16 protein-coding genes are annotated in these 13,889 nt (G+C 69.1%); 9 read left to right on the top strand and 7 right to left on the bottom strand.

From position 1 onward, the window contains the following. Positions 1–26: 26 nt before the first annotated feature. Complete coding sequence (locus D3H34_RS11030) at positions 27–920, top strand: LysR family transcriptional regulator (protein WP_119553498.1); 894 nt, start codon at positions 27–29, stop codon at positions 918–920. Positions 921–935: 15 nt separating this feature from the next. Here the strand turns inward: D3H34_RS11030 and D3H34_RS11025 are convergent, their stop codons facing one another. From D3H34_RS11025 to D3H34_RS11010, 4 genes are read right to left on the bottom strand one after another with little or no spacing between them, the layout of a single operon-like run. Continuing rightward, a complete protein-coding gene (locus tag D3H34_RS11025) occupies positions 936–1,277 on the bottom strand; it encodes a hypothetical protein (protein WP_119553497.1) in 342 nt (113 codons plus the stop codon). A gap of 18 nt (positions 1,278–1,295) precedes the next feature. Beyond that, positions 1,296–1,856, bottom strand: coding sequence for a DUF4124 domain-containing protein (locus tag D3H34_RS11020; protein WP_167481174.1), 561 nt, complete (start codon positions 1,854–1,856; stop codon positions 1,296–1,298). 27 nt (positions 1,857–1,883) lie between these two features. After that, positions 1,884–2,123, bottom strand: coding sequence for a hypothetical protein (locus D3H34_RS11015; RefSeq protein ID WP_119553495.1), 240 nt, complete (start codon positions 2,121–2,123; stop codon positions 1,884–1,886). Between the two features lie 47 nt (positions 2,124–2,170). Then, positions 2,171–2,521, bottom strand: a complete 351-nt coding sequence (locus D3H34_RS11010; protein ID WP_119553494.1) for a Rieske (2Fe-2S) protein — start codon at positions 2,519–2,521, stop codon at positions 2,171–2,173. Between the two features lie 173 nt (positions 2,522–2,694). On the opposite strand from D3H34_RS11010, the gene D3H34_RS11005 reads away from it, so the two are divergent. The 8 genes from D3H34_RS11005 to htpX all read left to right on the top strand — a co-directional run bounded on the left by D3H34_RS11005 (position 2,695) and on the right by htpX (position 10,410). Continuing rightward, positions 2,695–3,444, top strand: coding sequence for a peptidoglycan-binding protein (locus D3H34_RS11005; protein WP_119553493.1), 750 nt, complete (start codon positions 2,695–2,697; stop codon positions 3,442–3,444). 153 nt (positions 3,445–3,597) lie between these two features. Continuing rightward, a complete protein-coding gene (locus tag D3H34_RS11000; RefSeq protein ID WP_119553492.1) occupies positions 3,598–3,807 on the top strand; it encodes a YgaP family membrane protein in 210 nt (69 codons plus the stop codon). Between the two features lie 3 nt (positions 3,808–3,810). Continuing rightward, positions 3,811–4,332, top strand: a complete 522-nt coding sequence (locus D3H34_RS10995; protein WP_119553491.1) for an RNA polymerase sigma factor — start codon at positions 3,811–3,813, stop codon at positions 4,330–4,332. A 37-nt stretch (positions 4,333–4,369) separates the two neighbouring features. Next, entirely contained in the window at positions 4,370–5,401 is a 1,032-nt protein-coding gene (gene pyrC / locus D3H34_RS10990; RefSeq protein WP_119553490.1) for a dihydroorotase, read from the top strand. Then, complete coding sequence (locus tag D3H34_RS10985) at positions 5,398–6,219, top strand: NYN domain-containing protein (RefSeq protein WP_119553489.1); 822 nt, start codon at positions 5,398–5,400, stop codon at positions 6,217–6,219. The genes pyrC and D3H34_RS10985 overlap by 4 nt, the downstream gene beginning before the upstream one ends. Then, a complete protein-coding gene (locus D3H34_RS10980) occupies positions 6,195–6,989 on the top strand; it encodes a DUF3025 domain-containing protein (protein ID WP_119553488.1) in 795 nt (264 codons plus the stop codon). The genes D3H34_RS10985 and D3H34_RS10980 overlap by 25 nt, the downstream gene beginning before the upstream one ends. 93 nt (positions 6,990–7,082) lie before the next feature. Beyond that, on the top strand, positions 7,083–9,368 hold the full coding sequence (locus tag D3H34_RS10975) for an IgaA/UmoB family intracellular growth attenuator (RefSeq protein WP_119553487.1): 2,286 nt from the start codon (positions 7,083–7,085) through the stop codon (positions 9,366–9,368). Between the two features lie 169 nt (positions 9,369–9,537). Further along, positions 9,538–10,410 (top strand): protease HtpX, encoded by an 873-nt coding sequence (htpX, locus tag D3H34_RS10970; protein WP_119553486.1) that lies wholly within the window; start codon positions 9,538–9,540, stop codon positions 10,408–10,410. Between the two features lie 96 nt (positions 10,411–10,506). Here htpX and D3H34_RS10965 read toward each other — a convergent pair whose 3' ends face one another. The 3 genes from D3H34_RS10965 to D3H34_RS10955 all read right to left on the bottom strand — a co-directional run bounded on the left by D3H34_RS10965 (position 10,507) and on the right by D3H34_RS10955 (position 13,822). Further along, on the bottom strand, positions 10,507–11,496 hold the full coding sequence (locus tag D3H34_RS10965) for a ProQ/FinO family protein (protein WP_119553485.1): 990 nt from the start codon (positions 11,494–11,496) through the stop codon (positions 10,507–10,509). Between the two features lie 131 nt (positions 11,497–11,627). After that, positions 11,628–12,179: a VUT family protein gene (locus D3H34_RS10960; protein WP_286185627.1), complete on the bottom strand. Its 552-nt coding sequence runs from the start codon at positions 12,177–12,179 to the stop codon at positions 11,628–11,630. A 17-nt stretch (positions 12,180–12,196) separates the two neighbouring features. Continuing rightward, positions 12,197–13,822 (bottom strand): NAD(P)/FAD-dependent oxidoreductase, encoded by a 1,626-nt coding sequence (locus tag D3H34_RS10955; protein WP_119553483.1) that lies wholly within the window; start codon positions 13,820–13,822, stop codon positions 12,197–12,199. Positions 13,823–13,889 lie beyond the last annotated feature (67 nt).

Here is a 13,889-nt window from a genome sequence, read left to right as displayed (position 1 = left end):
CAAAATATTTTTGACACAATCCGCTCATGGACCTGCAATCGCTCACCCTGCTGGTGGAAATCCTCGACGCGGGCAACTTGAGCGCGGCGGCCCGCCGGCTCAAGATGACCCGCGCCAACGTCAGCTACCACCTGAATCAGCTGGAGCGCTCGGTCGGCGCGCAGCTGATCCGGCGCACCACCCGGCGCGCCGAGCCCACCGAGATCGGCCTGCGGCTGTACCAGCACGGCGTGGCGATTCAGGGCGAGCTGCTGGCGGCGCGGGAGTCGGTCACGGCGCTGGGTGAGGGGCTGCAGGGGCGGGTGCGACTGAGCGTGCCCAGCGGCTACGGCCAGCTCGTGATGGCCGACTGGCTCATCGACTTCAAGCGCCAGTACCCCGGCATCGTGCTCGACGTGGTGTTCGAAAACCGCATCGAAGATTTGCTGCGCGACGAGGTCGACATCGCGATCCGCGTGATTCCCGAGCCGCCGCAGAACCTCGTGGCGCGCGAGATGGGGCCGGTGCGTTACGTCGCCTGCGCCACGCGCGCCTACGCTGAGCGCCATCCGCTGCCCGAGCAGCTCGACGCGCTGCGCGCCACCCCGGTGGTCACGGCCGCCGTCATCGGACGGCAGCTGCGCATCTCGGCCTACCAGGGTGAAACGCGGCGCGAGGTGGTCCTGGAGCCCACGCTGATCTCGGAGAACTTTTTATTCCTGCGCCAGGCCATCCTCGCGGGCCTGGGCGTCGGCCTCGTGCCCGACTACGTGGTGCAGGAAGACGTGCGCCGCGGCGACGTGGTGACCACGCTCGACGACTGGCGCCTGTCGATCTTCGGCACGCAGATGTTCATGCTCTACATGCCGAACCGCCAGCACACGCGGGCGATCCGGACGTTCATTGATTTCATTCTGGCGCGGGTGAGGCCGGAGGCATAGCAACCGGTCGTGGAATCAGGAGACGGCGTTTTCGACCTTCGCCTTCAAGGTGCGGCCGGCAGCCTGGACCAGTTCACGCAGCCGCTGCCTGTCGGCCGGATTTCCGAGATCGAGTTGCACCCTCCACCGTCCGGAGACCGAGAAGAATTCATTCCAGCTCATGCACTCGGCGGCCCGGATCACGGCGCGCTGCTTTCCGCTCTTCAGGTGATAGATCCGCGCGCTCAGGCGAGCCCCGTCCTGCTTCCCTCCGCCGAAATATCCGCCCTCCAGGTGGCGAAGGAAATCCTTGCGTGGCATGGCCCGAACTTCGCCGAGATGAAGCCGGACCGGCTTCTTGCGGAAGAACGAGAACATCGGGGCGGGAAGCGCGATCTAGCGACAGGCCCGCATGTCGGCGATCTTTCTCTGTTTGTCGCGCCGCTGCGGCTCGGTCAGGCTGATGCTGTTGGCGGACACCTCTTCGTTCTTGATGTCGAACTCGGACGGGCAGGCGCGTGCCTGCTGCGACGGAGTGCGCGCTATGGCCGCCGAGGTCTGGATCGAGCGCACCACGCCGCTTTCCGTGTAGACATAGAACGTGCCGTTGTCGCGTTCGTAGATGCGCTGTTCGGTGAAACCGCCCGGATAGTCGCCAGTGTTGATGCGCGTGGGGGCGCCCATGGCCGACTGCAGTTCTTTCAAAGTCATCCCGCGAACAGGATGGCCCTGGAGGATGGCGACATTGATGGCGCTGCGGTCCGCCGGTGATCGCATGTCCTGCGCGGTGGCAGGCGATGGTGACGGTGCTGCGAAGGTCCGCACGTCACTTTGCTTTTCCGCGTTGGCGCAGGGCGTCTCCTGGAAAGCGACTTTCCCGTCCGGCGATTGGCACTTGAAGACTGCGGCAGCCGGCAGCGACAAAAGCAGCAGCGGGAGCAGGATGATCGGCTTCATCGATGGCATGGGGCCTCCTTATCGTTATCAGTCGCAGCGGTAGACGACTTCCCCGGTCGGCACGCCCGATGCCGGCACCTCCGACAACGTGCTGCTCAGGAACCGCATCGGCGCGCCGAAGTTGCGGCAGTAGTTCTCGGCGTCCTGCGCGGTGGGCGACTTGAACACGCCGTCGGCGAGGAAGGTGACGCGCGGCGCGGGCCGTGAGACGCAGCCTGCGATGAGCAAGGCCGGAACGAGGGCGGAGAGAGCGGCGAATCGGCGCATGAGGCAGGGTGGAGAAAAGAGGTCGCGACTGTAGCGGTTCGGCGATGTCAATTCGCCAGCCACACGCTGCCGTCCGGCGCCTCGCGCAGCGCCAGCGGCGTCAGTTGCGCCCCGCGGCAGGGGCCGCCCACGCAGCGGCCGGTGTCGGGTTCGAAGATCGCGCCGTGCCGCGCGCACATCAGGTAGCGCCCGGAGCTTTCGAGGATCTGTCCTTCGAAGTCGAGCGGGCCGCCCGCGTGCGGGCACTGGTTCAGATAGCCGTGCACGGCGCCCTGCCAGCGCACCGCGAAGGCCGGTGCGCCGCCGGGCGCGGTGAACAGGGCAGCGAGGCCGCCGTCGGCGAGTTCGGTGGCAATGGGCTGGACGGTCGGCTGGGCGGTGGGGGCGGGCGCGGTCATGGGACGCGAGCCTACCAAGGTCCGCCGCAGGGCCGCCGTCCGGGCGAAGCCCCCGTGTCATCACATGTTCTGGCTATGTCGTCAGACCAATAGACGCAGGGGGCGTGCCGTTTTCACAATGCACCCGCTCGCATTCCTTCGTCCGTGCATCCTTGTCAAGGGGGATTCCGCCGATGAGCACGTTGAAACAGGGCTGGCGCGGCGCCGATGTACGGCGCCTGCAGGAAGCCCTGAACCGCAAGTTGCAGCCCGCGCCCGGACTCGTGCCCGATGGCGACTACGGCCCCGTCACCCGGGCGGCCGTGCTGCGGTTGCAGGCCGCGCACTGGTTGTGCGAGGACGGTGAGGCCGACCCCTGCACCCGCAACGTGGCCTTCGACAACGAAACCCACGCGCCCCTGCTGCATCCGGTGGCGCTGATTCCGCAGCCCGCACCCGCGCTGTGCTGGGCCGCCGCCACCGCGATGCTCACGCGCTCCACCGTGCAGACCGTGGTGGCGCGCACGCCGTGCGAGTTGATGGACGCCGACGGCGCCTTGCGCCGCCACCTGGACAGCGACCGCCGCGCCGCCAGCGGTGAGGACGACGACGGCGACGAGGACAACCGCCGCTTCGCCGCCGCGCACGGCCTCACGCTGCGGCCCCTCGGCCCCTGGACCGTCGCCGCGCTGCGCACCGCGCTGCATGCCGGGCCGCTGATGTTCGACCTGCGCTGGGGCGCCAAGGGCGGCGCGCCCGCCGGCCAGCCGGGCCACATGGTCGTGCTCGCGGGCATCCGCGGCGACAACGACCCCGGCGGGGGCGGCACCACCCTGCGCGTGTTCGACCCCTGGCCGCCGGGCCGGGGCGCGCGCTCCTCGATCAGCCAGGTGCGCTGGATGCAGGCCGTGGCCGAGCGCGTCTGCGGGGTGTTCCAGCGATAGCTGTGCTCTCGCGAGCGCGCGTTGCCGCGACGGCATGAAAAAATCCTGACTTTCCGCGAACCGTTTCGGTGGGTGGCGGCCTCTTTCCTTCCGGGAGGGGCGTTCGCTTTTCTCCCCGCACTCACTCACGTCACGGATCGAAGGAAACCACCAATGCTCTACGTCAAGAATGTCCCCGGCTGGGAACGCGCCCTGCGCATCGTCATGGGCCTCATCGGCATCGCATTCGCCGCCATGAACTGGCCGGCGGATGCGCTGGCGGTGGCGGTCGGCCTCATGGGCGCGATGCTGGCGCTCACCGGGCTGGTCGGCTTCTGTCCGATGTGCGCGATGGTCGGGCGCAAGCTCGACAAGGGGCGCTGATTCATGGCAGCCCCGGCCATCGACCGCACCTGCCTGATCCTGGCCGCGCAGACCGGCGACCCCGTCGCCATCGAGGGCCTGCTCGCGGCGTGCCAGACCGACGCGCGCCGCTACGCCCGCCGCCACTGCCAGGCCAGCGACGTGGACGACGCCGTGCAGGAGTCGCTGCTGGTGGTCGCGCGCCGCGTGCGCGGGCTGCAGGCGGCCGCGGCGTTCTCGTCGTGGCTCTTCACCGTCATCCGGCGCGAATGCCAGCGCCTGCAGCGCGCGATGTTCCGGCACGACCCGCTCGACGAAGACGTGGTCGAACGCCAGCTCGCGGCCCGCAGCGACGACGCGCTGCGCATCGACCTGGCCAACGCCCTCGAATCGCTGCCCGCGCACTACCGGGAGGTCGTGCTGCTGCGCGACTTCGAGGAGCTCACCATCGCCGAGATCGCCGCGCGCCTCGGCGAGCCGCCGGGTGCGGTCAAGAGCCGGCTGCACCGGGCGCGCATGCTGGTGCGCGAGTACCTGCTGGGGTAGGGCTTGTCTCGGAGGGCGGTGCGACAATCGCCCCGCCATGACAGACACCCTCACGATCACCCGCCCCGACGACTGGCACCTGCACGTGCGCGATGGCGCCGCCCTCGAAGCCGTCGTTCCCCACAGCGCCCGCCAGTTCGGCCGCGCGCTGATCATGCCGAACCTGCGTCCGCCCGTGACCACCGCCGCGCAGGCCGTGGCCTACCGCGACCGCATCCGCGCCGCCGTGCCCGCGGGCACGTCCTTCGAGCCCGTGATGTCGCTCTACCTGACCGACAAGCTGCCGCCCGAAGAGATCGCGCTGGCCGCCGAAGCCGGCGTGCGTGCGCTCAAGCTCTACCCGGCCGGCGCCACCACCAACAGCGATGCCGGCGTGACCGACATCCGCAAGACCTACAAGACGCTCGAAGCGATGCAGAAGCACGGCCTGCTGCTGCTGGTGCACGGCGAGGTGACCGACCCCGCCATCGACCTGTTCGACCGCGAAGCCGTGTTCGTCGACCGCGTGATGATCCCGCTGCGCCGCGACTTCCCCGAGCTCAAGGTGGTGTTCGAACACCTCACGACGAAGGAAGGCGCCGAGTACGTGCGCGACGCCGACCGCTTCACCGCCGCGACCATCACCGCGCACCACCTGCTCTACAACCGCAACGCGATCTTCACCGGCGGCATCCGCCCGCACTACTACTGCCTGCCGGTGCTCAAGCGCGAGACGCATCGCGTCGCGCTCGTCGAAGCGGCCACCAGCGGCAGCGACCGCTTCTTCCTGGGCACCGACAGCGCACCGCACCCGGCGCACCTGAAGGAGCACGCGCTCGGCTGCGCCGGCTGCTACACCGCGCTCACCGCCATCGAGCTGTACGCCGAGGCCTTCGACAGCGTGAACGCGCTCGACAAGCTCGAAGGTTTCGCCAGCTTCCACGGCCCCGACTTCTACGACCTGCCGCGCCACACCGACACCATCACGCTCAAGCGCGAAGCCTGGACCCTGCCCGAGACCGTGCCCTACGGCGAAGCCACGCTCAAGCCGCTGCGCGGCGGCGAGACCGTGCAGTGGAAGCTCGCATGACGGCACCCACGCCGCTGTCGTCGCTGCGCGTGATGTTGCTGATCGACGCCGACAACGTCTCGGCCGACGTCATCGAGCAGGCCGTGCAGCGCACGATGGAAGACTACGGCGCCATCCACGTGCGTCGCGCCTACTGCAACGCCGAGATGGCCGTGAACCGGCAGGCGCTGTTCAAGCGCCTCTCGGTGCGGCCGATGGTGAACCTGTCGGCGGGCAAGAACAGCACCGACATCGCGTTGTCGGTCGATGCCATCGACCTCGCCATCGCCGAGCGGCCCGACGTGGTGGTGCTGGTGTCGTCCGACTCCGACTTCGCGCCGCTCGTGATCCGGCTGCGCGAAAAAGGATGCCGCGTCTGCGGCATCGGCCAGCAGGGCAAGACCGGTGAAGAGACGGTAGGTATCTACGACAGCTTCATCGACCTCGCGCACCATGGCATCAAACCGGCCGTGCGCACCGCACCGGCCAAGAAGGCTGTAGCAGCGAAGAAAACACCGGCCTCCAAGACGGCGCCCGCGAAGAAGGCCGCAGCGAAGACCGCGCGCAAGACTGCGGTGAAGACAGCCAAGTCCGTAGCACCTCCACCACCGCCGCCCGAACCGGAAATCTCCGAAGCGGCCGAGTTCATCCTGCAAGCCGTGCCCGCGCTGCGCAGCGGCACCGACGTGCCGCTCAACGACATCGCGAAGGCCTTGCGCACCGCCGGCCTGCTCGGCAAGAACAGCAGCTCGCTCAAGCTGTTCGACAAGCTCACGGCAGAGTTCGCGGTGATGCAGCACCCCGACCGCATCCGATGGACGGGGGCGACGGCGCCTTGACCTCCGGCCTGCCGGCGGTCGCGGCCATCGATTGGGCCGCACCCTGGCTGGCCCCGTACCGCGACCCCGGCGAAGCCATCGCGCGTGCCGCAGCACACGGCGGCTGCGTCGCTGCCGCGCTGCAAGTGGCCAAGCCACCCGGCGTGCCCGACTTCGTCACGCAGGACGCGCTGCCCGAGGGCCAGGCCTACGAGGCCCACATCTTCCGCACGCGCACCGTGCCCACGCGCGACAACCTGCACGACTTCTTCAACGGCCTCGTCTGGCGGGCCTTTCCTGAAGCCAAGCGCCGGCTCAACGAACTGCAGGCCGCCGAGATCGCGCGCGCCGGCGTCGGCGCCACGCGCGGGCCGCTGCGCGATGCGCTCACGCTCTTCGACGAGAACGGCGCCGTGCTCGATGCCCCGCCGGCGCTGTGGGATGCACTGATCGCGCGCGACTGGCACACGCTGTTCGTCACGCAGCGCAGCCTGTGGCATGACGCGCGCCTGCTGCTCTTCGGCCATGCGCTGCTCGAGAAGCTGGCGACGCCGCGCAAGCCGATCACCGCGCATGTGCTGCTGCCCGACGCGTGTGAGCGGCAGGCAGCAGATGACCTCACATTGGTGAAGAAACTCGACCCTCGAAGGCTCGAAACGAAACCTTTCGTACCCCTTCCGGTGCTCGGTGTGCCCGGCTGGTGCGCGGACAATCAATCGGCTTCGTTCTATGCCGACCCGCAGGTGTTCCGACCCTTGCCGGGCGCGGTGTCAGCGCCGAAGCCACGCTAGCGTTCACGGGCTCGGGAGGGCCCTTCGCCCAGCGGTTGCATCGCGCGCAGCGCGCGCGTCATACGTTCACATGCCAGGGGAGAGGAAAAAAAGATGGACACCATCATCGTCGTGCTCAAGGTCGGGCTGCTTCTTTACGCGATCTACAGCGTCATCGTCTACATGTCGCGGCGCTCCGACAACCGCAGCGCCCTGAAAGACATCCGCACGGCGCCGGTGCTGCGCCGCATCACCGACGAAGAAAAATCGGCGCTGCAGCCGTTTCTGATGGGGCAGGGCCTCACGGTCGACGACGACGTGCGCGAACTCGCCGGCGTCTTCATGCGCCATGGCCTGCATGCGCAGGGCGGGTCCACCGAGCACAACACCATCGACGACGTCGAGGTGCTGCTGCCCTATGACGCCATGAACTACATCGAGGCGCACAACCAGGCGCAGGTCGTGCTGAGCAAGAAGGGCGCGGTCGTGATCCGCCTGAACGACTTCGACCTGCTCGAAGGTCGCCAGCGCGCACAGCGCCAGCAGGCGCAGGATGCGCAATGGAAGCGCGGCGATGTCGGCGCGCTGCCGACGCTCGAGGAGGCAACGCCGGGTGTACCCGGCGCGGCGCTCGCCGCGGGCGAAGCCGCTGCGCCGGCATCGGATCCGGCCGGCCCGTTCGATCGCTACCGTCGCGGCGAGGTCGACGTGCTCGGCCAGCGCACCGAAACACCGGAAGAAGTCGCGAGCCGCATGGGCCGCGGCGGCTGGGCGTCGGCCTTCGCATGGGTGGGTGCCTTCGCGCTGCTGTGGATCGCCACCTGGGACGCCACGCGCGGCGCGCAGGCGTACCTGGCGGGCGCGGGCCTGCTCGTGGGCCTCTGGGCGGCGTGGCTCTTCGTACGCACGCCCGCGGCCGAGGCGCCGCAACCGGTCAACCGCGTGCGCGGCATGCTCAACCAGATCGCCGTGGTCAACGCCAGCAATGCGTCGATCCAGAACGTCAGCCTTTTCATCGGCGACAAGCTCAGCCTCACGCTGCCCGCGCACTGGCGCAAGGCCGAGGCGGTGCCCTATGGCGAGGTGATCGAGGCCGAGCTGCGCACCAGCGACTACAGCGCGGTCGGTTTCGGCAGCAAGTGGTCGGTGGCCGACGAGTGGCGGCGCTTCCGGCCCGTGTTCTGGGGGCGCCATCTGCTGCACCTGATCGTCGGTGTGCTGGCACTGGGCGCGGTGGTGTTGTCGGCGCCCGATCCGCGCGGCGAGGCTGCGCTGGCTGCGCAGTGGGTGATGGGCGGCAGCGAGACCGCCGTCTACACCGATGCTGCTCAGCTCGCCGACAAGGTGCCGGCGTGGGGCCGCACGGTGCGCGTGGCAGGCGAGGGCCGCTGCGAGATCGACATGAACGCCCGCAGCCAAGGCAACGACGTCGTGCCCGTCGTCGACTGCACCCGCGTGCGCTGGAACGGGAGCGCGCCCGTCATCCCCGCGATCGATGTGCCGCCGAGCGTGCTGGCGCTCGCCGGCCCCGGCTTCATCCGCGCCACGGAGAACTACGCGGCGGCCAGCCTGATCGCGATGATGCGCATGCAGATGGGGCAGGCCGCCGATCCGCTCGCGGTCTACCGCGCGCGGGAAAACGTTCCCATGATCGTGCGCGGTTTCGACCGCTCGGTGGCGATGGTCGACGCTGCCTGCAAGGACGGCGGTGGTCTTTCGCCGCAGGCTTGCGAGAACCTGCAGCGTGAGCTGGTCCGCGCCATCGATGCCACGGTCGAGAAGGATGGCGTCGAGACGCCCGTGAGCACCTGGCAGATGCTGGCAGCGAGCGCGGCTTCGGACCAGGCGAACGCCAGCCTCATGGTGTCGCGTCGCCAGCTGGCCGAGGTCCAGCGCGCCGTGCAGCAGGCCGTCGACAGCGTGGTGGCCGCGAAGATCGACACAGCGCGTGCGGCCATCGTGCCCGCGTCGGGCGGTGTGGTGCTGGCCTCGCCTTTGCGCATCGATGAGGCGCGAAGCCGGCCGGCCGAAGGCGAGGAAGGCGATCGCGCCCCGCCGCAGTCCGACGACGGCGCCGACAGTTCGCTGCTCGGCAGCTGGGCGCGCCTGCAGCAGCACGCCACGGCCGACGGCCTGAAGCGCTTCAGCCTCGAAGGCCTCGTGACCGCCAGCGGCAAGGATGCCGCCGGCACGCCGCAGGTGCGCATCGACCCGACGCTGGACGCCTCGCGCATGGCCACGGCGGGCGCCTATACCCTGTGGTGGCTGCTGGCTTCGGCGCTGGTGCTGGCCAACGGGTTGCTGTTCGCGCTGCGCCTGGTGCAGGCGCGGCGCCGCAATGCCCGCCTCGACGCCGACATCGCCACCCGCCCGGTGCCCGGCGCGACGGGGCTTTTCTGACAGGCCTTGACAGGCCTTCGCCATGGCGGGGAATACCGGGGACGCCAGAACTTTTGCTCCTATCATGGCTCCACCACCGTCTGCCGTGGCCTGCTGGCGCAGGACACGGCTTGAAGAAGGCCCCCGGGCCCTCATCTGGTGAGGCAGATTTCCCCACGGAGAATTCAACTTGAAACGTATCCTTCTGTTCGTCCTGACCAACGTGATGGTCGTCGCGGTGCTCGGCGTGGTCGCCAGCCTGCTCGGCGTCAATCGCTTCCTCACGGCCAACGGGCTCAACCTCACGGCGCTGCTCGGCTTCGCGCTGGTCATGGGCTTCGGCGGCGCGATCATCTCGCTGCTCATCAGCAAGCCCATGGCCAAGTGGACGGCTGGCCTGCGCATGATCGACAACCCCCAGTCGCCCGACGAGGCCTGGATCGTCGGCACCGTGCGCAAGTTCGCCGACAAGGCCGGCATCGGCATGCCCGAGGTCGGCATCTTCGAAGGCGAGCCCAATGCCTTCGCCACCGGCGCCTTCAAGAACTCGTCGCTCGTGGCCGTGTCCACCGGCCTGCTGCAGAACATGACGCGCGAAGAGGTCGAGGCCGTCATCGGCCACGAGGTCGCGCACATCGCCAACGGCGACATGGTCACGATGACGCTGATCCAGGGCGTGATGAACACCTTCGTCGTGTTCCTCTCGCGCGTGATCGGTTACGCGGTCGACAGCTTCCTGCGCCGCGGCGACGACCGTTCCTCGGGCCCCGGCATCGGCTACTACGTGAGCACCATCGTGCTGGACATCGTGCTCGGCTTCGCCGCCGCCATCGTGGTGGCCTGGTTCTCGCGCCAGCGCGAGTTCCGCGCCGACGCCGGCGCCGCCGCGCTGATGGGCAACCGCCAGCCGATGATGAACGCACTCGCCCGCCTGGGCGGCCTGCCGGCCGGCGAACTGCCCAAGGCGGTCGAAGCCATGGGCATCACGGGCGCCATGGGCAAGCTGTTTGCCACGCACCCGCCGATCGAGGAGCGCATTGCGGCGCTGCAGAACGCGCGCTGAGCAAGCCAACGGGCACGGCGCTCATCGCCGTCGCCCATGAAAAAAGCCGCCACAGTGATGTGGCGGCTTTTTTCGTTGGGGCTGGCGCGCCGAGCGTCAGTCGGCGGCGGGCGTGTCGGTTGCTTCAGGTGCCGCAGGGGCGGCGTCTGCTTCGGCGGGCTCCGCCTGCACTTGCGTGGCAGCCACGGCAGCAGCTGCGGCAGTTGCCTCCGCCCGCTTCTTGTCGTCACGCACCCGCTGCAGCGTACGCGTCACATCGCCGGGCTTCATGCCGTACATGTCGGCGAACTCCTGCTCGCTGCGGCCGCTGGCCTCGAAGGCGCGCGCCAGCGCTTCGCGCTTGGCGGCCTGCTGGGCGAGTTCGGCCAGGGCTTCGTCGACGACGGCGTTGTTGTTGGCGTCGCGCGAGCGCACCAGCACGGCATAGGCTTCGTGGTCCAGGCCCGAGGCCTCGATGGCCTTGGCGATGCGCGTCACCAGCTGCGGGCGCAGGTCTTCGCCGGGGTTGCGCTGCGAGCGGCGGCGGTGCAGCTCGAGGATGGCGTGGTGCACGTGCTCGGGCGCGACCGGGTCGAGCGCGTTGCCGTCGAGGTCATGGCGCGCATGGCCGGCGGCCACGCTTTCGAGGTAGCGCGTGGAGCGCGCGTGCTGGCCCATCGCGATCTTGAGGTCTTCGGCCTTGAAGTCTTCGGGATGGCGCGCGATCAGCTCTTCGTACACGCCGAGCTTGAGCGGCACGAAGCGCGCACCGAAGAGCTGCGGGTACAGCTCGAACAGGCGCTCCAGCACCGGGTTGACCTTGCGCGGTGCGCGCTGGGCTTCGGTGGGTTGCTGTTGTTGCGGCTGCTGTCCGCGCGGCTTGCGCCCTTGCTGCTGCTGTTGCCCATGCGGGCGCTGCTGCTTGGCCCGCGGGGGGCGTTGTTGCTGCTGCTGCGCGGGGGCGGGCTGCGTTGCCGACGCGTCGGCGCCTGCTTCGGTGTTGCCCGCGCCGGCCTTCAGCTGTTGGAGCTGCTCGGCCATGTCCGGGCGCTGGCGCCGTGCGTTGCGCGAGTTCGTGTTCGGGGCGGCGGTGGATGCGTCGGTCATACGGAAGGCTCGGCGATGGGCGCGAGGGGATGGAAAGGGAAGAAAAAGAACAACCGGTCCCGCGCGGTCAGCGCGGCCGGAACATCCTGTGCGTATTGTCAGGGCGGATCGTCATGGTCGCAGCGCTCTGGTCAGTGGCCGGACGCCGACGTGCGCAGGGCGGCCTGCCGCCCGATCAGCAGCCGGAACGGCAGCAGCATCAGCACGCCGACGCCGAGCTTCACGCCCAGGTCGCCGAGCGCCCAGGTGATCCACGGGCCGTCGGTCCCTGCGAAGGCGATGCCCCAGAAGACGATGCTGTCGAGCACGGCCGCGATCACGGTGGCCACGAGCGGCGCACGCCACCACAGGCCCTGGCGCAGCTTGTCGAACACGCGGATGTCCAGCAGCTGCGAAGCGATGAAGGCCAGGCCCGAGGCCGCGGCGATGCGCGCGGGTGCGAGCAGCAGCGACACCGCCACGGCCACCGCGAAGCCGACCCAGGCCACGCGGCGCGCCATGCCGGGGCCGAAGCGCCGGTTGACGAGGTCGCTCACGAGGTAGGCCACGGGGTAGGTGAAGGCGCCCCAGGTGAGCCAGTCGTTGATGGCGAACTGCACCAGGATGTTGGACGCGAGCACCACGGCGGCCATCGCCAGCGTGGCGACGGCCAGCTGGCCGGTGGTGGGGCGGTTGAAGTGCATGGCTTGCACCATCGTCATCAAGCGGCCTCGCCGAGCACGCTGCGCGCCACGGCTTCGGCCACCTTGATGCCGTCCACGCCGGCCGACAGGATGCCGCCCGCGTAGCTCGCGCCTTCGCCGGCCGGGTAGAGGCCGCGCACGTTGAGGCTCTGGAAGTCGTCGCCGCGCGTGATCTTGATCGGCGACGAGGTGCGTGTTTCCACGCCCGTGAGCACGGCGTCGTGCGTGTCGAAGCCCTTGATCTTGCGGCCGAAGGCCGGGAAGGCCTCGCGCATCGCCTCGATGGCGTAGGCGGGCAGGGCCTGGTGCAGGTCGGTGGGCGTCACGCCGGGCTTGTACGACGGCGTGACGCTGCCCAGCGCGGTGGAGGGCTTGCCGGCGATGAAGTCGCCCACGAGCTGGCCGGGCGCGTGGTAGTTGCTGCCGCCGAGCACGTAGGCGTTGCTTTCGAGTTCGCGTTGCAGCGCGATGCCTGCCAGCGCGTCACCCGGGAAGTCGCGCGGGTCGATGCCCACCACGATGCCCGCGTTGGCGTTGCGTTCGTTGCGCGAGTACTGGCTCATGCCGTTGGTGACCACGCGGTTCGGCTCGCTGGTGGCCGCGACCACGGTGCCGCCGGGGCACATGCAGAAGCTGTAGACCGAGCGGCCGTTGCTCGCGTGGTGCACCAGCTTGTAGTCGGCCGCGCCGAGCAGCGGGTGGCCTGCGTGGCGACCCCAGCGGGCGCGGTCGATCAGGCCTTGCGGGTGTTCGACGCGGAAGCCGATGGAGAAAGGCTTGGCCTCGATGTGCACGCCGCGCGCATGCAGCATCTCGAAGGTGTCGCGCGAGCTGTGGCCCAGTGCCATCACGACGTGGTCGGCGCGCAGCTCGCTGCTCGTGCCCGTGGTCTGGTCGAGCACGGTCAAGCCGCGCAGGTGGCCGTTCTCGATGTGCACGTCGGTCACGCGCTGCTCGAAGCGGATTTCGCCGCCGAGCGCGACGATCTGCTCGCGGATGTTCTCGACCACCTTCACCAGCTTGAAGGTGCCGATGTGCGGATGCGCGACGTACAGGATCTCGGGCGGCGCGCCGGCCTTCACGAACTCTTCCATCACCTTGCGGCCGAGGAAGCGCGGGTCCTTGATCTGGCTGTAGAGCTTGCCGTCAGAGAAGGTGCCGGCGCCGCCTTCGCCGAACTGCACGTTCGATTCGGGGTTGAGCACGCTCTTGCGCCACAGGCCCCAGGTGTCGCGGGTGCGCTGGCGCACGGTCTTGCCGCGTTCGAGCACGATGGGCCTGAAGCCCATCTTCGCGAGCATCAGCGCCGCGAAGATGCCGCAGGGGCCGAAGCCGATCACCACGGGGCGCGTTGCATCGGCAGGCGCCTGGCCCGGAGGCGTGTAGCGCATGTCGGGCGCGGGCTGGATGTGCGGATGGCCGGCGTGCTTTGCGAGCAGCGAGGCTTCGAGCTTCGCGTCGGCCAGCTGCACGTCGCAGATGTAGACCGTGAGCAGGTCGACCTTGCGGGCGTCGAAGCTGCGCTTGTAGACGGTGTGGGAGGCGATCGCTTCGGGCGGAACGTCGAGCGTTCGGGCGATCAGGGTGGCCAGCGCCTCGGGCGCATGGTCGAGCGGGAGTTTGAGTTCGGAGATTCGCAGCATGTCGTGGGGCTTGTGGTTATCAAGCAGACCGACGATTTTAAGCGCCCGAGGCGCTATGAAACTTGTA

It is taken from the genome of Acidovorax cavernicola (assembly GCF_003581445.1).
This window is presented reverse-complemented; position numbering and strand designations above follow the sequence as displayed.